The sequence below is a fragment of the Halorubrum sp. CBA1125 genome (assembly GCF_009742825.1).
GTDB lineage: Archaea > Halobacteriota > Halobacteria > Halobacteriales > Haloferacaceae > Halorubrum.
In genome coordinates this window covers 1-17,196 of record NZ_WPCE01000017.1, presented here as the reverse complement: position 1 = coordinate 17,196, position 17,196 = coordinate 1, and the positions used below count along the sequence as shown (strand labels likewise).

Here is a 17,196-nt window from a genome sequence, read left to right as displayed (position 1 = left end):
TCCGCCGACACGACCCACCCATGACCGTCACCGAATCCGACCTGCTCGAACGACTCGCGACCGTCGAGGACCCGGTGAACGACGACGACATCGTCTCGCTGGGACTCGTGAACGACGTTGCCGTACGCGCTGACACCGCCGAGGTGTCGCTCGCGTTCAACGCGCCGTACTCCCCGACCGAGATGGCGATCGGCGACGCCGTCCGTGACGCCGTCGCGGACGCCGGGCTCGACCCCGACCTGCGCGCGGCGGTCGGCGCAGAACACGGCTTCGACCGCGACGTGCTCCCCGGCGTCCGCAACGTCGTCGCCGTCGCCTCCGGGAAGGGCGGCGTCGGCAAGACGACCGTCGCCGCCAACCTCGCGGCGGGTCTCGACGAGCGCGGCGCCCGCGTCGGGATCCTCGACGCGGACGTCCACGGGCCGAACGTGCCCCGGCTGCTCCCCACCGAGAACGAGCCCGGGATGCTCCCCGAGGGCGACATCGTCCCGCCGCGCTCCGACGGGGTGATGGTGATGAGCGCCGACCATCTGCTGCCCGACGGCGACGACCCGGCGGTCCTGCGCGGGCCGATGGTGAACAACGTGATGATGAAGTTCATCGAGGAGGTCGAGTGGGGCCGGCTCGACTACCTCGTCGTCGACCTCCCGCCGGGGACCGGCGACGCCTCGCTGAACCTGCTGCAGACGCTGCCGGTCGCGGGCGTCGTCATCGTCACGACGCCACAGGAGATGGCCGTCGCCGACGCGCGCAAGGGCCTGCGGCTGTTCGCGGACCACGACGCGCCCCTCCTCGGCGTCGTCGAGAACATGAGCGGCTTCCGGTGTCCCGAGTGCGGCGACACGCACGCGGTGTTCGGCGAGGGCGGCGGCGACGGGATCCGCGAGGACTACGACGTGCCGCTCGTCTCGACGCTTCCGGTCCATCCGGACTTCGACTCCGACGCGGCCGACGGTCCGACCGTGTGCGACGACGACAGCCCGATGCGGGACCCCCTCTTCGAGATGGTCGACGCCGTCGCCGACCGCGTGGGGGAAGTGAACCGACGCCGGGTCGCCGAACGCGTGGACGACGTATCGGAGGGCGACGAGCCGGACGGGGACGAATCCGGCGGCGACGACGCTGACCCACCCGATCGATCGACGAGAGACGGACCGGCCGAGGGCGACCCGACTCCCGACGGCCGGGCGCCGTCACCCCCGGAGTAGCCGCCGGCCGTCGTCGAGTCGCTTCGCCGGTTTCCGGTGTCAGCAAGCGCGTATCGGAGCCTGACGGGACTCCCCCACGGGCTCCCCGACTTCAGCGGTGCGTCGGCGAGTCGGGACGAGGCATCTCCTCCAGTTCCCTGATCTCGCCGGTCTTCTCCACGCGGCTGTACTGCCGTTTCCACGCGTCTTCCGGGAACAGATCGTTCCTGTCGAACAGTTCCTTCGCCGGCGTGGTGAGCCGGTAGAACTTGTACGGATACCCGCGCACTCGGTTCCCGGGCTCGATCTCGATCTCCGCTATCACCCCGACGTCCCGAAGCTCGTAGAGGTGGCGTCGAATCGCGTCCTCGGTGAGGTCGGGATTCATGTAGCTGAGTTCCTTGACGCTCGGGGCGCCCTTCGGGTGACCCACGATGTCCGCGATGAGATTGGCGCGGGTCGTATCGGTCGACTTCTGGAGTGCAGTCCACGTGTCGAACTCGTCGGGGTCTCCCCTCGGGCCACCGGTTGCGTCCGGCTGGGCCGCGTCTGGTCTCATACGAACGAGTACCGGCCGCGGCGACATAAACACTTGGTCGAAAAGTAAGAGTAGTTATTCAACTAATTCATCAATCGATAGTACTAATGGTGAATAAACCGTTCGTGCAGCGGAATGAGTGAGGAGAGCGATGCAGACGACGAGTTTCTAGAGGGGGTCGTCGGGGACCGGCTTCGGAACGCGGACGAACTGTCGCTGACGCCCGAACAACACCAGCGTCTCAAGGACTGGCTCCACGGGGAGCTGTTCACGACGCTACGCCGTGCCGAACGTCGGTATCTGGTCGTCGGGAGCGGCTCCGGAGAGCGGGGGGAACGACGGACGCGCGTCAGGGATCGGCTCGATCGACGGCGGAACGCGACGGCGTTCCGCTTGGAGGATTTCGGATTCACGAGCGAGGAACTCGACCTCTGGGCGCCTGCGTTCGACATTCTCTCCGCGCGGGCCACGCACGTCGTCGGCGTGATCGAAGACTTCGACGGCGGCCACGTGTGGGAACTCGGGTTGTTGTACAAACAGCAGGTCGCCGTCCGGGACGTCCTCTGGATACTCAAACGGATCTATCGGACCGAAGCGGAGATGAGAGGCCGATACGACAACGGGATGGCCGCTTCCCACATGGCCGCCCTCGAGGAATCGGTCGGTGAGAAGGTACTCGAGTGGGAGACCGTCACGGAACTAGACGAGGCGGTACAAGAGATTCCATAAGCACTCTCGCGACGTGTTCTATGACACCATCTGACTCGGATGTCCGCCGTCGTGCGTTCGCGTACCCGTGTCGGTGTCGCTTCATCACAAAATATAATATCACTCAGGAACCTCAGCAGGTATGCCACGAGTTCACCATTGTGGTGTGACCGTCTCTGATCTGGAACGCTCGGTTGAGTTTTACACCGACCTGCTGGGATTAACGGTCGACGACCAGTTTACGCTCGGCAGCGAGGAGTTCAATCACATCGTCGGCCTGGAGGGGCAAACGGCTGATATCGCCTTCCTCGACGGGGGGACGTGTCAGATCGAATTGCTGGATTACCACGAGCAGGGCGAGAACCGCAACGAAGGTGGCGAGGGCAACGACATCGGGGTCGCTCACGTGAACCTCGCCGTTGACGATATCGAGGCCTGGTACGACGAACTCTCCGGGGACGTCGAGTTCTTCAGCGAACCGCAAACGCTCGAAGACGGGGCGAGCGTCGTGTCGATGTACGATCCGGACGGAAACGTCGTGGAACTGATCGAGGAGTAGCTCACCGCCCCTTCTACGCTGGACGCCTGCTGGGATCCCGCAACGGGAACGGGCACCGGCCGCAGACGCCCGTCGCGAACGTTTCGGTGCTCCCCAACCTATTTGTGAGCCTCAAGCGAGTTCCATCTGATGGTTGAATACGGCATCAATTACTCGTACTGGGCCCAGGACTGGGAGACCGACTCCGAGGAACTGCGTGACCGCCTGCGGCGGGCGAGCGATATCGGGTTCGACTTCGTCGAACTGTTGAGTAACCCGCTCTTGGACTGGTCCGAGTCGGAGCGGCGTGCGTTCAAGCAGACCGCCGAGGATCTCGACCTCTCCCTCTCCTTCGTGAACGTACTCACCCCGGAAGCGGACATCTCCTCGCCGGATCCGGCGATCAGAGAACGCGGTACCGACCGGTGGAAAGCGTCTATCGAACTGGTCGACGAGATGGACGGCCCGGTCCTCGCGGGCACCGTCGGCCAGTGGAACCCCGACTTCGCGGTCGATCTCGAAGAGAAGGCCGAGCGGGTCGATCGGGCCGTCGACGAGTGGCGGGACATCGCGCCGGTCGCAGCGGAGCACGACGTCACCTGTGCGGTCGAGGTGCTGAACCGCTTCGAGCAGTTCATGCTGAACACCGCCGCGGAGGCGCGGTCGTTCGTCGACCGCGTGGACAGCCCGAACCTGCACATCCTGCTCGACACGTACCACATGAACATCGAGGAGGACGACATGCGGGCTGGCATCGAGACGGCCGGCGACCGCCTCGCGCACTTACACGTCGGGGAGAACAACCGCCGTCCGCCCCGTCCCGACGGACACATCCCCTGGGAAGAAGTGGCGGCCGGTCTCCGCGCCGTCGACTACGACGGACCGGTTCTGATGGAACCGTTCGTTCGGCCGGGCGGGGACATCGCACGAGACATCCGCGTCTGGCGGGAGTTCGACACCGCCAAGGACCTCGACGGCGCCGCCGCGGACAGTCTGGCGTACCTCCGCGAGGTCATGGGCCGGTAGCGGGGACAGTCCCGATCACCGTCCCCGATCACCGTGATTCATGGTAGCATACAACGCGATCTCCGGGAGCGCTGGGTCGACCGTCCTTCTGTGACCCCGCAACGTTTTAGCCGATTCCCTCACCGATCCGTACACATGGTCGACCGCGCTGCCGTCCGGCGGGCCCTCGGGACGCTGCTCCTCTGTGCGGTGCCGACGACGATCGCCGGCATCGTGGTCGTTCCGGCGGTTCTCCTCCTCGGCGTCGGCGGATTCGGGGCGATCGGCGGCTTCGGGGGCGTTCCCGACGTGGTCGCGGCCGCGTTCGCGTCCGCCGTCGTCGGACTCGGCGGTTCGGCGCTCCTGGGTCCGTTCCTCGTCGACCGCCGCGTCGACAGGCTCCCGGAGGCGGAGCTCGACGACCGCCCGACCGACTTCGTCGCCGACCGCGTCGCGACGCTCGCCGACGCGGTCGGAGTCGACGCCCCAGCGGTCACGGTCGTCCGCGCCGACGCCGCCAACGTCGCGGTCGCCGACGGCTACCGCGGCTCGCGGCTCGTGGTCTCGACTCGTCTGCTCTCGCTGCCGCAGGACGACCGCGACGCCGCCCTCCGGCACGCGCTCGTCCGGATACGGACGCGCGAGGCGGCCGTCACGACGGCGCTTCTGCCCGCGCTCGCGGCCGTCGAGACCGTGGCACTGCTGGCGACGCTGCTCGTCGGGCGCCGCGAGGAGCGGCCCGCGAGCGACAGGCGGGTCAACCGGATCCACGGGTACGAGCCCGACGACGGCGACGTGCCGCCGTGGGCGTACACCGTCGCGGGCGTCCTGCTCTGGCTCGCGATCCTCCCGGCGTGGATCCCGGCCGTCGCGGGCGAGCGGCTCCTCGTCTCCGGAAGCCGCCGGGCGGCGGACGCGGCCGTCGCCCGCGCGGGACCGGCACAGCGCGACGGCCTCGGGAACGCCGTCGCGTTCGCCAGCGACGCCGCCGGCGCGACCGACTGGCTGCCGCTTCTCGACCGCCTCTCGCTCGTCTCGATGGCGGACAGCGAGACCGTCGGCGTGCGAGGAGTCAGCCGACAGGAGGCTCGGATCCGGCTCGCGCGGTTACGCTCGAAGCGGATGCTGTGACGCGTGACGACGTCGTAATACGTGACGACGCTATGATGCGTGACGACATCGTGACGCGCGGCGACCGTCGTTGGCGACATCGCCGACACCACCGACGCCGCCAGCGATATCCCAGGCGCCGGCGACGCTGCCGGCTCACGGCCGAGCCGGGACGTTCAGCCGCAGGACGGTCCCCCCCGCGTCGGACGTAGCGACCTCGAACGTGCCGCCGGCCTTGTTCACCACCCAGTACATCAGCCAGATCCCCAGGCGGTCGGCGTGGTTCAGCGACGTCTCCCCGGATTCGAGGACGCGGACCTCGTGGTCCGGGATCCCGGGGCCGTTGTCCTCGATCTCGAGTTCGATCCAGTCAGACGACGGCCGCCGGACGCTGACCGCCACGTTCGGGTGGGGATCGTCGTTGTGCTTGACGGCGTTCTCGATCCCCTCCTCGACGGCGGTCACCAGACCCACCACGGTCACGTTCAGTGGGTCGTCCTCCGGCAGCGAAAGCTCGAACGTCGCGTCCGGGAATCGATCGCGGAACGCGCCGATCAGCTCCGACAGGCGGTCGCGGAGCGTGATCGCGGTCTCCGTGGTCGCCGAGAGCGTGTGTTCGATCTTCCGGACCGCCTCGGCGATCCGCATGAGGTCGTCGGCGGTCTCCGTGATCACGTCGAGCGCCTCTCGATATTCCGCTCCCTCGGTCTCCTCCGCCAAGAGTTCGGTGTAGCCGGAGATGAGGTTCATCTTGTTCCGGAGGTTGTGGTTGAGGACCCGGTTCATCACCTCCAGGCGCCGCTCGCGGATCTTCCGGTCCGTGATGTCCGTCTGGAACCCCACGTAGCTCTCGACGGTCCCGTCCTCGGCGCGGATCGGCGCGATCGTGAGCCGGTTCCAGAACTTCTGGCCGTTCGAGCGGTAGTTCAGCAGGTCGACGGCGATCGACCGCTCGGCCCGGATCGCCTCCCGGATCGCCGCCGCCGTTTCCGGGTTCGTCTCCGCGCCCTGGAGGAACCGGCAGTCCTTCCCGAGCATCTCGGGACCGTACCCGGTGAGATCCCGGAACCCGCGGTTGAGGTAGGTCAGCGGGTTGTTGTCGGCGCCGGGCTCGGCGATGGTGATCCCGACGGGCGCCTCGTCCATCGCGTGTTCTTTCAGCTGCAGGTCCTCGACCGTCCGCTCCAGTTCGCACTCGCGCTCGACGAGCCGGAGTGACGTCCGGCGCCGCTCGATCAGGTTGCCGATCCGGGAGCGCAGCGCCGCCTTCGTCACCGGGAGCTCGATGACGTCGTCGACGTGGTTCCACGCGCGTCGCCTCATCGAAGACCCGACGTCGCCCCCGACGAGCAACACGAACGGCAGGAACGCCGGCGCGGACAGCTCCCGTCGCGGCTCGATCGCGTCGGCGCCGCGCTCGAACCCGTGCCCGTCGAACACACAGCAGTCGAACGGCGCAGAGAGTCCCGCCTCGCCGGCGTTCGGACCGATACCCTCCGCGTCGGCGGACGGGCGGGTCCCGTTCGGGTCGACCGTCTCCGCGTCGGCCGTCGTCTCGACTCGATACCGGTCGCCGAGCGTCTCGGCCAGCAGTTCGCGGTCGCGACCCGGCTGCATGCATAGCAGGACGCAGACGCCGTTATCGGGCTCGTTTCCCTCGCGATCGGCGCTCCCGATCGTCTCTCCGGGGTCCGAGCCCATGTCCCGTAGAGAGTGGCGACACACCCACTAAGAGTTGTCCCTTTATATGATCCCTCGCCGAATATCGCCACGATATGTCACAGACGCTGACGGACCGCGTCTCGACCGGCGTGGCCGGGCTCGACGAGGTCCTCTCGGGCGGGCTCATTCCGGAGCGGAGCTACATGATCCGGGGGCGGGCGGCAGCGGGAAGACGATTCTGAGCCTCCACTTCCTCCAGCGGGGCGTCGACGAGGGGGAGACGGCGCTGTTCATCAACCTGGAGGAGGACGTGCGGGACCTCAAGGCGAACGCCGCGTCGCTGGGGTTCGACACGGACGCCATCGAGTTCCTCGATCTGAGCCCGGGGGCGGACGTCTTCACGGAAGACCAGTCGTACGAGGTGTTCGCCCCGTCCGAGGTCGAACAGGAGTCTCTCACCGAGCAGATCGTCGAACGCGTGACCACGGCCGAGCCGGACAGGGTCGTCGTCGACCCGCTGACTCAGCTCCGGTTCCTGACCGACGACGACTACCAGTTCCGCAAGCAGGTCGTCGGATTCATGCGCTTTTTGAAAGACCGGGACGCGACCGTGGTGTTCACCGTCCAGAACACCGACTCGCTGCCCACCGACGACCTCGAGTTCATCACCGACGGGACGATCCGGCTGGGGGTAGAGGACTACGGGAAGACGATCGAGGTGCCGAAGTTCCGCGGGTCGTCGACCCAGGGCGGCGACCACGCCTACCGGGTTACCGACGCGGGCATCGAGGTGTACCCGGCGCTCCAGCCCGGCGATCACACCGGCGAGTACGCGTTCGAGCAGATATCCTCGGGGATCCCCGAGTTTGACGAGCTGCTCAACGGGGGGCTCGAACGGGGGACGGTCAGCATCGTCAGCGGACCGACCGGCGTGGGGAAGACGACCCTGAGCACGCAGTTCATGAAGGAGGCCGCCGGACGCGGCGAGCGCTCCGTCATCTACCTGTTCGAGGAGACCGAGGAGACGTTCCTCACGCGGTCGCGGGCGGTCAACATCCCCGTGGACGAGATGATCGAGCGGGGGAGCCTGCAGGTGAACGAGGTGGAGGCGCTAGAGCGCTCGCCACAGGAGTTCGCGCGGATGGTCCGCGAGGAGGTCGAACAGCAGGGCGCGGACATCGTGATGGTCGACGGTATCGCGGGATACCGGCTGACGCTGCGCGGCGCGGACGGGATGATGCTCCAGCAGATGCACGCGCTGGGCCGTTACCTCAAGAACATGGGCGTGACGGCTATCTTCGTCGACGAGACGCGAAACATCACGGGCGAGTTCCAGGCGACGGTGGAGAACATCAGCTACCTCGCCGACAACATCGTCTTCCTCCGTCACCTCGAGGTGCAGGGAGAGATGCGGAAGGCGATCGGCGTGTTGAAAAAGCGGACGAGCGACTTCGAGCGGACGATCCGGGAGTTCCAGATCACGCGACACGGGATCAAAGTCGGCGAGCCGATGTCGGGGTTGCGCGGCATCCTGAGCGGAACGCCGGAGATGGTCGACGCGGGTCGGGAGCGACGGCGAGACGACGGACCCGACCGGGGCGAGTAGATCGACGGGACGGTCAGTCGGCGTCGCGAGCACCGTCACCGGACTCGTTCTCGGCGTCGGCTCTCACCGCATCGACCACCGTCTTTCCGGTCGCCTCGGGAACGACTCGGCGGTCGGCGTCGACCCACTCTCGGTCGAGCTCCGCCCCCTCGAAGAGCCGATCGAGGAAGACCGCGAGCCCGGCCACCTCGGAGTGCGGCTGGTTCGTCACGCCCACGTTGTAATCGGCGCGCTCGTACAGCGCCCACGGCACCTTCTCGCCGCCGACGACGACGAGGAGGTCTCGCGGCGTCCCGTCCCCGTCGCCCGCGAGTCCGACCGCCTCGCGAACGTCGTCCTCGACGTCCTGGATCCGCTCGCCGTACATCGTGAGGTGGACGACGACCCCCTCGAACGCGCGGACGATCGCCTTCTGGTCTCCGCGCAGCTCGACCGCGAAGGGGCCGCCGAACCGGTCGGTGACCCCGCGGACCGTCTCGGCGGACTGTCCGGCGTTGTCGGGGAGTATCACCCGGTCGGCGCCGAGCGCCCGCGCCGTGAGCCCGACGTGCGTCGTCATGCGGTCGTCGCGTCCCGGCCGGTGGCCGTACCGGAGGACGACGACCTCGCGCGCCTCGTTCATACGCCGAAGTGCGGCGGCAAGGGGCGTGGACCTTTCGATGCGGATCCGATGGCGGAGGACGGCGGCCGCCCTGCCGGCGTGTGATCCACGTCTGCGGATCGAGCGACCGCCACGCGTTCGGAGGTGACCACGGAACTGAAAGATTGATGGCGGAGGCGGCCGCCGGGTGAGGTATGACGAGCGTCAAGGAGTTCCGCGTCGACGAGCCCGCGACCGCCGACGCGCTCGGGCGGGGTCGGTTCGTCTTTACCGACGCCTACTCGGTGTTCGACTGGGGCCAGATGCCCGACGCGATCCCACGGAAGGGAGCGAGCCTCTGTACGATGGGCGCGTTCAACTTCGAGCTGCTGGAGGCGGCGGGGATCGCGACCCACTACCGCGGGGTCGTCGATCCCGAGAGAGCCGCGGAGAGCGATGACGCCGACGACGCGGTCGTCCCCCTCGATCGGGCGAGCGCGCCGCCGACCGAGATGGCGATCGACCTGACGCAGGTGCCCGACCTTCCGTACCTGGGACCGGAGGAGGGGTACGACTACGAGGCGTTCCACGCCGCCGGGGCGGGGAACTACCTCGTCCCGCTCGAGGTCGTCTTCCGGAACCGCGTCCCGGTCGGCTCCAGCCTGCGAAAGCGAGCCGATCCCGGCGACTTCGGGATCGAGGGGTTCGGCGGCGACTGGCCGGACGAGCCCGTCGACCTCCCGGAGCCGGTGGTGGAGTTCTCGACGAAGTACGAACAGCAGGACCGGTACCTCACGCGGTCGGCGGCCGACCGGATCGCGGGCGCCGCCGACGTCGACGCCCTCGAGTCGCTCGCACGGGACGTCAACCGCGTCGTCACCGAGCGGGCCGACGAGGCCGGGTTCGTCCACGAGGACGGCAAGATCGAGTGTCTGTACGTCGACGGCGAGCTCCGCGTCGCCGACGTGGTCGGCACCTTCGACGAGAACCGTTTCTCGTACGACGGGCGGGGGATCTCGAAGGAGGTCGTCCGCCAGTGGTACAAGGCGAACGACCCCGACTGGGTCGACGCCGTGAGCGAGGCGAAGGTCGCCGTCGAGGGACGCGAGATCGACGACTGGCGGGTGCTCTGTGACGTCGAGCCCGACCCGCTCCCCGACGCGGTCGTCGACGCCGTCTCCGTCATGTACGCGGCGGGGACGAACGCCTACACGGGCCGCGAGTGGTTCGACGTCCCGGACATCGAGTCGGCGCTCGAAACGGTCTCGAATCTGTGACAGCCGATCCATCCCGGTGTCGATCCGATCGACACGCAGACGAACCCAGACAGCAAAAGAACAGATCAGACGATCCCTACGATCCGACTCGCTCTCTTGCCGGCACCTCTCGTGTTCGCTCTCCTCTGTGACTCAGAGATGATCGCTGACAGGATCCATCCTCGACAGGCGACAGACAGCTGTCGCTCACGGTAGCGCGGACGTGGACGCCAGCGCGGACGCGGCGCCCCCGACGGCGCCGACGAACGCCTCCCAGACGGAGAAGCCGGCGACGATCGAGAGGACGGTGTCGGCGCCGAAGAAGGCGAAAAGCAGCGCGGACGCGAGGTGGGCGAGCCGCATGTCGAAGCGCCCGGCGAACGTGTGGAAGAGGTACGCGTTCGCGAGGCTGATCGGGATGATCGCGAGCATCTCGCCGACCCAGATCGCCGAGGTGGCCCCGTACTGCGCCGCCAACCCGATCGTGACCAGCTGGGTCTTGTCGCCGAACTCCCCCGTCGCGGTCAACAGGAAGATCGGGAAGAACCCGCCGAACGTGTCCGAGTAGCGGTCGAACCGCCCCGGCAGCGAGAGGTCGTCGAACCGCGCGAACCCCCCGTCGGTCCGCTCGCCGTCGGCCGCGGTCTCTGCTCCGCGCGACGGCGCGGAGCGGTACAGGAGGACCGCGAAGGCGAAAAAGAGCACGGCCGTCACCCCGTCGAGAACCACCGGGGGGAGCGCCGCCTGCAGCGCCCGCCCGAACGCGATCTCGACGGCGGTCCACCCGGCGAAGGCCGACCCGGCCGCGGCGACGACGACCTTCGGATCGTATCGGGTCGCGAGCCCCGCGATCATGAGCTGCACCTTCTCGCCCGGGAGCACGGCCAGCTGGGCCGCGAACGCGATGACGACGATCTCCGCGTACCCGGTCATACGTCGCTCGTCTCCAGCCCGTCGCCGGTCCGCGACTCGTTCCGACAGACTGCCTCGTGGGAGTCCTCGACGGTATCGGTCGGCACACACCGGGTTAGACGACTCTAGCTTAATAGCTTTTGAATCTTTCAAAACGACCCGGCTCGATCGAATCTACCGCGGCGTGGCGTCACCGCCGTCGACCTCGACGACGGGTCGCACCCACCGTCACCGGATCGTCAGCAGTCGGCGCAGGATGTCGCCGTACGCCGGACGGGTGATCAGGACGCCGATCAGTACGCCGAGGACGGTGAAGATGGCGAAGCCGGAGAGGTCGCCGAGCGACAGCACCATCAGCGGCGACATCGCGAGGATCGTCGTCGCGGCGGCCGCGCCGATCACCCAGAACGCGCGGCGGAACCTGGAGTTGAACACCTTCCGAGAGTTCACTTCGCCCTCGCTCATCACCTCGTCGGCGATGATCACGAGGTCGTCGACGCCGGTCCCGACGACCGCGATGAAGCCGGCGATCACCGCGAGCTCGATCGGGTAGCTGACCAGCGCGGCGAATCCCAACAGCGCGTACACCTCCGCGAGCGCGGTGACGATCATCGGGAGCGCGACGCGCGGGTCGCGGTACCGGACGAACACCATGCCGGCGACCGCGAAGACGGAGAGGATCCCGGTGATGAGCGAGTAGGTCCGGAAGTTCTCGCCCTGCGTGGCCGATATCGTCGAGGACGACCCCTGTCCGCTGATGTCGAGCGGCGCGGGCAACGTTCCCGCGCGCAGGTTGATCGAGATGGTCTCCGCGGTGGCGTACTCGGTCGTCGTGAGCCGGAAGTTCCCCGTCTCCGCCCACGACCCCTGCGCCATGCTGTCGGCGAGGTTCGGGTTCATCCCGAACTCGTTGAGGTCCTCGCCGTTGACGACAAGCAGGAGACACGGCCGCTCGATGTCGCTGTTGTCCTCGGCTCCGATCTCGTAGGTACACTGGTCCTGCAACGGGTCCTGATACGCCGAGGGGAAGCCGGTGTCGACGACGGCCTGCTGGAACTCGTGTGCGGGCGACTGCTCTCCCCCCGGGGCGGTGTTCCGCACGGTGACCGGGACGTACGCACCGTCTCCCGACTCGCTCTGTGCGGCGGTCCCGATCGTTTCGAAGTCGTCCTGGCTGAGCACCCCCTCGCGACGGCCGACGCCGTCCGACGCGTCCTCGTCGGGGTAGACGATGTCGATCCGGACGGTTCCCTGATCCTCCAGGAGGTCGATCACGTCCGAGCGGTCCTCGCCGGGAATCTCGACGAGGATGAAGTACTCGCCGGTGATCGACTGGACCTGCTGGACGCTCCCGCCGGAGAGCCCGGCCTCGTTGATCTTCCCCTGAATGACGCTCTGGGCGACGTCGCGGGTCTCCTGGGTCACCCCGCTACGGACGTCTCCGTACTCGTACCCGGCGGCGTCCATCGCAGTACGGAACTCCTCTTCCGTCACCGACTCCGTGGTGACCTCGACGGCCGACGCTTCGGGGACCGCGCGGACATCGCGCGCGGAGACGTTGTCGAGTTCGTCGGCGACGGCTCTGGCGACCTCGGTCGGCTGGTCGCCGCCGAACTCCACGTCGGTCGCGGTGTATCCGACCAGCGGGGCCCTGACGCGCGTCCCCCCGGCGAGGTCGAGCCCGTACTGGAGGTTGGTGATCCCCTGTCTCGCCTCCGACGTGTTCTCGCCGGGCGCCGGCTCCGGCCCGAACTGCGGCGCGAACAGCGCGACGGACGAGCCGAGGACCACGACGACCAACAGGAGGATTCGCCAGTTGTTCTTGATCGGTTCGAACATCAGCGGGACACCCCCTCGAACTTGTACCAGCGGAGCAGCGAGACGTTCAGCAGGTAGGTGTTCATCAGGTCGGCACAGAGCCCGACCGTGAGGATGATCCCGATGTTCCGCAGGAGGTCGATCCCGAAGACCGTCGCGACGACCGCCATGACGATCATCGCCGCGATGGAGGTGAGCGTCATCGTCACCCCCGTTCGCATCGCGCGGCTGACCGACTCGTAGAAGCCGCCGGTCCGGCGCAACACGGAGTTGTTCAACAGGATGTCGGAGTCGACGCTGTACCCGATGATCATGAGCAGTGCCGCGATCGTCCCGAGGGTCATCTGGATCCCGAGCAGGTTCATCACCGCGATCGGGATCACGAGGTCGGAGAACGCCGACGCGACCACCGCGATCGAGGGGACGAACGTCCGGAACAGCGCGAACACCAGCACGCTCATCCCGACGAACGCGAGCACGACGCCGAGCAGCGCGGTGCGGGCCGTGTCGGCGGCGAAGCTCGGTGACACCTGGTCGATCGCCTCCGTGGTGAACCCCGCCGCGTCGGCTTGCGACGCCAGATCTTCGGCCAGTCCCTCCGGATCCTCCTCGGCCGCGCGGAACGTCACCACGACCACGTCGTCGGCCGGGATCGTCCGGACCGAGTCGGGCTCGCGGTCGAACGCCGTTTCGATCTGCTGTTCGGTGTCGCCGTCGTCGGCGATCCGAAGCTCGACGCCGCCCGTGAACGCCAGCCCGAGGTCCGCCGGCGCGCCCGTGACGACGTACCACCCGCCGATGATCGCGAGCGCGAGCACGAGCACGGCCAGCGGCACGGCCACGAGCTGCCGGTTCGAGTAATCGGTGTAGTTGACCTCCGGTACCTCGATCGCTACCATAATCATCGCTTCCACCGCGGGGTCGAATAAGCCTTCTCATCAGCAGACCAGTAAGTATAGATATATAAATATTCAAATAGTAATCAAGAGGTTAGGTTACAGACTCCGCGATATCTACTCACACGTCATTAGGCCAGTTATCTGGAAGTCGTGACAAGGTTGCCTTGATCGTGAGCCTGTTGAGGTCTGTCTGCTCCCGTAACCAGTCAGCCGCCTCAATGTGAGTGTCTTGGCCGTTTGGAATATAGATCCCATCGGAAGACTGTACAACGAATGGAAGGTCAAGCACTTCGTTTTCGAGGATACGGATGAGTTCGTCGTGGTCCTCTGTTCCTGCTACTAATCGAATCAGCTGTTCAGCTGGGATCGGTGATCCCCACGAGTGACGGCGAGCCAGTTTCCAGACGAATTTTCGCCGCAGTATCCGGCATTGCGGTACACCTCGTGCCGCGGATATTCATAAATATACAAACTCAGCGAACACATGTGTCCAATAGGTTTAACACATTCCGTGCTCAATATAGGACTACCAGAGTGCCTCTCACTCGAATACACCATGTCAAGCCAGAAACCCCCCACCGACCCGGTTGAGAATCTCTCAATGGACGAACTCCGCGACGAGTACCCCAGTGGATGGCGAATTCTCGTTCAGAACAAAAGCGTCGGCTATATCCTTGACGCGCTGATGGATGCGCTACCAGGATCGGAATTCACGAAATCAGAACTTGCCAACAAGTCAGGCGTGAGTCGCCAGTCAGTGTATTCTCATCTGGATCTCCTGCTGGTACTGGGCGTTCTCGAACCCGTCGAAGATTCCTCACCAGAACGGTATCGGGTGAATGCTGATAATGAGCTCCTTGAGCTTCTACATCAGGTTAATGGGGTAGTGAACGAACGACTGACCGACTGAGGAAACCGCCGGCAGGGCCTACACGAAACGGTCACCGTTGAAGAGTTGGTATATCTTCGTTTTCGTATGTTCTTCGTCGTAGTATGTGAGAAGCCGATCGGTTTTAGGATCGAATCAATAGTATGGCTTCACTCCTCTCCAAATTTGTCAGTTTCCGAATACTCCCCCGCTGCTCGCGCTTGGTCTCGCCATTCTGACTGTCGAGTTTGTGGGCGTTTCGGGGGCTGCTTTCACCGCTCAAGGACTCAACGAGTGGTGCGGAACGCTACAACGTCCTACGCTTGCACCGCCGAACTGAGTGTTCGGCCCTGTCTAGGCTGCGCTGTTTGGGCTTATGGTAACCGGGCTGTGGCTCGTTTAGTGACAAGCTGAATCCGCTCCCCCGAAACGCCCGACTCGCTGTCGGTGTGTTCGGCGTTCACTTCGTGTTCAATCTGGGCTGGTCAGCAGTCTTCTTCGGGCTCGCCGTTATCGTCGCCATCTGGATGCTTATTATCGCCACGATCTGGGCGTTCAACCGTTTCAACCGACGCGCAGCCCTACTGCTCGTTCCGTACCTTGTCTGGGGTCGTTCGCAGCGTATCTCAACTACCAATTCTGGATCCTGAATTAGCGTAGCGAGATGATACGATTCCCTACTGGGATTCACGAATGCTACCGCGGGATAGCAGTAAACTCATCTCAATCTAGTACTAATGAAAGAATAATGCTCACCAGACCACTTATCTGGACTGCACCTCTTATCCAGCCATCTGGAGTGGCATAGCCGATGGCAGGGTAGTGTTCAGATAAGCTGATTCCATGCGAAGCAGCTCTGTTGAAATCCTCTTCTTCAGACAGGAAATGAAATGAAACAGCCGGTCGTTCAGGAGTGCGTATTGAGCGTTGAGGGTGCTACCAGCTCAAAGAGGTGTTCCGATCGTCGTGCGAGATACACAGCGCGAATCTTGCACAGACTGGACGACCACTGAGGCAACTTCTACTACAATTGTGTTTTGTCCTTCGACAAGGAATTTATATAGTAGATATCACTCATTCGAACATGAACCGTCGGCGAGTCCTTACGTACGCGTCTGCCGGACTCGTAGGTGGTCTGAGTGGGTGTCTAAACGGACAGAGTCCAGACCGTGAGAATGCGTCCAAGACGGGAAGCCCGACCCAGACAGCCGAAACACCGACATATGAGTGCGACGCTGCAACCCGGCCAGTACCACCAGGACCTGACGCAGATCCCCCAGGGGACGCTGAACGGTACACCTATCCGACACGCCCAGACTCGCTTTCGGACGAGGAAGTACGCCCCTACGTGGCACGGTACGAGCGGGCCTACCGCCTGAACAAGACGTACTCTCAGCGGGGAACATATCTGAACCAGGTGAGCGTCTCCATTGAGGAGACGGAGATCTACGACGCCCCAGATGGGGCAGCGATTGTACAGGTTGCGTACACATACGATGCCGAAATCGAAGGAGACGATGGCCCAATCGAAATCGACTCACCACTCCTATACGCCTCGTACTACGTCGACGACGAGGTAGTTCTCCGGGCAGTCGATAAGGAACTCCAAGAGAACGTGTCAAGACTGGTCGTAGATCCGATCACGCAGGGACAGCCTGTGGAGTGTTTCTGACACTCTACGGAACTTATCCTCTGTACTGACCGGAGCCGATTCTGAACGTGTCATCTACTGTTTATTTCAATAGAGGTGGTTTCAAATTAATATAAAATAATTTATATAACCTATCTCATATTTATCCGATGTTTTCTAGTTGCTCTAGCCCCTAAGTTAGGCATAGAGATAGAGAATAAGCTTCTTATCTGGCCACTCCGCGACCCCTCGCCGGGGCTCGGCGCCAGCCGCCGATCGCGGAGAACGGCGATCCGGGGGTCCGGCGATCCGAGGAACCGTCTCCCCCGGCGAAACCGATTTCGGCTCGCGGCGCCTCGGTCCGGGTATGAACGCTCCCGAAGCGACCCGCGTCGTCCTCTCGTACCCGGACGGGCTCAGCGACTGGGGGCGCAGCCAGGTCGATACCGACCGCTTCCGGGGGTACTTCAGGCGCGTCCTCGGTCGCGTCGCGGTCGGGGACGTCCGCGAGGAGTTCGTCGACGTCGGCTGCTGCGGCGACAGTCTCGACGTCCCGTTCCGCGTGGAGCGGGTCGAGGTCGATGGCGAGCACGTCGACAGGGAGCACGTCGGCGGCGAGACGAGCGACACCGAAGCCGCCGACGTCGCGACCGTGACCGACGAGACGACGGTCGCGTACACCACGCGTCCCGGCGACGTCGAGGGCGGCTGGCGCGTGCAGAGCGCGGCCGGCCCGGCGTGCGCCGCCGACCCCGAGGGTCAGGGGAGGTAGCGGACGCTGACGACGCCCGGCTCCGACCGGATCTCGACGCGGTTCACGCCGAGCCGCGCCGCCCGTGCGAGCGTCGTCTCTCGGTCGTCGAGCACGTCCGCGACCGC

The 17,196-nt window shown here is 65.3% G+C and carries 17 protein-coding genes and 1 pseudogene; 11 read left to right on the top strand and 7 right to left on the bottom strand.

Annotated elements, in window-relative coordinates; all coding sequences use genetic code 11:
- Positions 1-20: 20 nt before the first annotated feature.
- Positions 21-1,208, top strand: a complete 1,188-nt coding sequence (locus GJ633_RS03445) for an Mrp/NBP35 family ATP-binding protein (RefSeq protein ID WP_156587186.1) — start codon at positions 21-23, stop codon at positions 1,206-1,208.
- Between the two features lie 91 nt (positions 1,209-1,299).
- On the opposite strand, the gene GJ633_RS03440 is transcribed toward GJ633_RS03445, so the two are convergent.
- Complete coding sequence (locus GJ633_RS03440; RefSeq protein ID WP_156587184.1) at positions 1,300-1,746, bottom strand: ArsR family transcriptional regulator; 447 nt, start codon at positions 1,744-1,746, stop codon at positions 1,300-1,302.
- A gap of 114 nt (positions 1,747-1,860) precedes the next feature.
- Between GJ633_RS03440 and GJ633_RS03435 the strand changes: the two genes are divergently transcribed.
- The 4 genes from GJ633_RS03435 to GJ633_RS03420 all read left to right on the top strand — a co-directional run bounded on the left by GJ633_RS03435 (position 1,861) and on the right by GJ633_RS03420 (position 5,107).
- A complete protein-coding gene (locus GJ633_RS03435) occupies positions 1,861-2,454 on the top strand; it encodes an aminopeptidase (RefSeq protein ID WP_156587182.1) in 594 nt (197 codons plus the stop codon).
- Positions 2,455-2,575: 121 nt separating this feature from the next.
- Positions 2,576-2,992 carry a VOC family protein gene (locus GJ633_RS03430; RefSeq protein WP_156587180.1) on the top strand — a complete coding sequence of 139 codons (417 nt, stop codon included), beginning with the start codon at positions 2,576-2,578 and terminating at the stop codon, positions 2,990-2,992.
- Between the two features lie 129 nt (positions 2,993-3,121).
- Complete coding sequence (locus GJ633_RS03425) at positions 3,122-3,997, top strand: sugar phosphate isomerase/epimerase (protein ID WP_156587178.1); 876 nt, start codon at positions 3,122-3,124, stop codon at positions 3,995-3,997.
- A gap of 135 nt (positions 3,998-4,132) precedes the next feature.
- Entirely contained in the window at positions 4,133-5,107 is a 975-nt protein-coding gene (locus GJ633_RS03420; RefSeq protein ID WP_156587176.1) for a hypothetical protein, read from the top strand.
- Between the two features lie 135 nt (positions 5,108-5,242).
- Here the strand turns inward: GJ633_RS03420 and GJ633_RS03415 are convergent, their stop codons facing one another.
- On the bottom strand, positions 5,243-6,787 hold the full coding sequence (locus tag GJ633_RS03415) for a PAS domain-containing protein (RefSeq protein ID WP_156587174.1): 1,545 nt from the start codon (positions 6,785-6,787) through the stop codon (positions 5,243-5,245).
- Positions 6,788-6,861: 74 nt separating this feature from the next.
- On the opposite strand from GJ633_RS03415, the pseudogene GJ633_RS03410 reads away from it, so the two are divergent.
- Positions 6,862-8,354, top strand: a pseudogene (locus tag GJ633_RS03410) (ATPase domain-containing protein).
- A 13-nt stretch (positions 8,355-8,367) separates the two neighbouring features.
- On the opposite strand, the gene GJ633_RS03405 reads toward GJ633_RS03410, so the two are convergent.
- Positions 8,368-8,976 (bottom strand): tRNA (cytidine(56)-2'-O)-methyltransferase, encoded by a 609-nt coding sequence (locus tag GJ633_RS03405; RefSeq protein ID WP_156587172.1) that lies wholly within the window; start codon positions 8,974-8,976, stop codon positions 8,368-8,370.
- 173 nt (positions 8,977-9,149) lie between these two features.
- Between GJ633_RS03405 and GJ633_RS03400 the strand changes: the two genes are divergently transcribed.
- Complete coding sequence (locus tag GJ633_RS03400) at positions 9,150-10,211, top strand: phosphoribosylaminoimidazolesuccinocarboxamide synthase (RefSeq protein ID WP_156587170.1); 1,062 nt, start codon at positions 9,150-9,152, stop codon at positions 10,209-10,211.
- A gap of 186 nt (positions 10,212-10,397) precedes the next feature.
- Here GJ633_RS03400 and GJ633_RS03395 read toward each other — a convergent pair whose 3' ends face one another.
- The 3 genes from GJ633_RS03395 to secF all read right to left on the bottom strand — a co-directional run bounded on the left by GJ633_RS03395 (position 10,398) and on the right by secF (position 13,819).
- On the bottom strand, positions 10,398-11,123 hold the full coding sequence (locus GJ633_RS03395) for a TMEM165/GDT1 family protein (RefSeq protein WP_156587168.1): 726 nt from the start codon (positions 11,121-11,123) through the stop codon (positions 10,398-10,400).
- Positions 11,124-11,330: 207 nt separating this feature from the next.
- Complete coding sequence (locus tag GJ633_RS03390) at positions 11,331-12,941, bottom strand: preprotein translocase subunit SecD (RefSeq protein ID WP_156587166.1); 1,611 nt, start codon at positions 12,939-12,941, stop codon at positions 11,331-11,333.
- Positions 12,941-13,819 (bottom strand): protein translocase subunit SecF, encoded by an 879-nt coding sequence (gene secF / locus GJ633_RS03385; RefSeq protein WP_156587164.1) that lies wholly within the window; start codon positions 13,817-13,819, stop codon positions 12,941-12,943. Before secF ends, GJ633_RS03390 begins: the two co-directional genes overlap by 1 nt.
- A 556-nt stretch (positions 13,820-14,375) precedes the next feature.
- On the opposite strand from secF, the gene GJ633_RS03380 reads away from it, so the two are divergent.
- The 4 genes from GJ633_RS03380 to GJ633_RS03365 all read left to right on the top strand — a co-directional run bounded on the left by GJ633_RS03380 (position 14,376) and on the right by GJ633_RS03365 (position 17,089).
- Positions 14,376-14,729 carry an ArsR family transcriptional regulator gene (locus GJ633_RS03380; RefSeq protein ID WP_231741217.1) on the top strand — a complete coding sequence of 118 codons (354 nt, stop codon included), beginning with the start codon at positions 14,376-14,378 and terminating at the stop codon, positions 14,727-14,729.
- A 407-nt stretch (positions 14,730-15,136) separates the two neighbouring features.
- On the top strand, positions 15,137-15,337 hold the full coding sequence (locus GJ633_RS18430; RefSeq protein ID WP_197431215.1) for a TspO/MBR family protein: 201 nt from the start codon (positions 15,137-15,139) through the stop codon (positions 15,335-15,337).
- 698 nt (positions 15,338-16,035) lie between these two features.
- Entirely contained in the window at positions 16,036-16,359 is a 324-nt protein-coding gene (locus GJ633_RS03370; RefSeq protein WP_156587162.1) for a hypothetical protein, read from the top strand.
- Positions 16,360-16,684: 325 nt separating this feature from the next.
- On the top strand, positions 16,685-17,089 hold the full coding sequence (locus GJ633_RS03365; protein WP_156587160.1) for a hypothetical protein: 405 nt from the start codon (positions 16,685-16,687) through the stop codon (positions 17,087-17,089).
- On the opposite strand, the gene GJ633_RS17595 is transcribed toward GJ633_RS03365, so the two are convergent.
- Positions 17,077-17,196: DUF5812 family protein (locus tag GJ633_RS17595; protein WP_231741219.1), on the bottom strand; the 120-nt coding region annotated here is incomplete at its 5' end. The two genes, GJ633_RS03365 and GJ633_RS17595, sit on opposite strands and share 13 nt — an antisense overlap.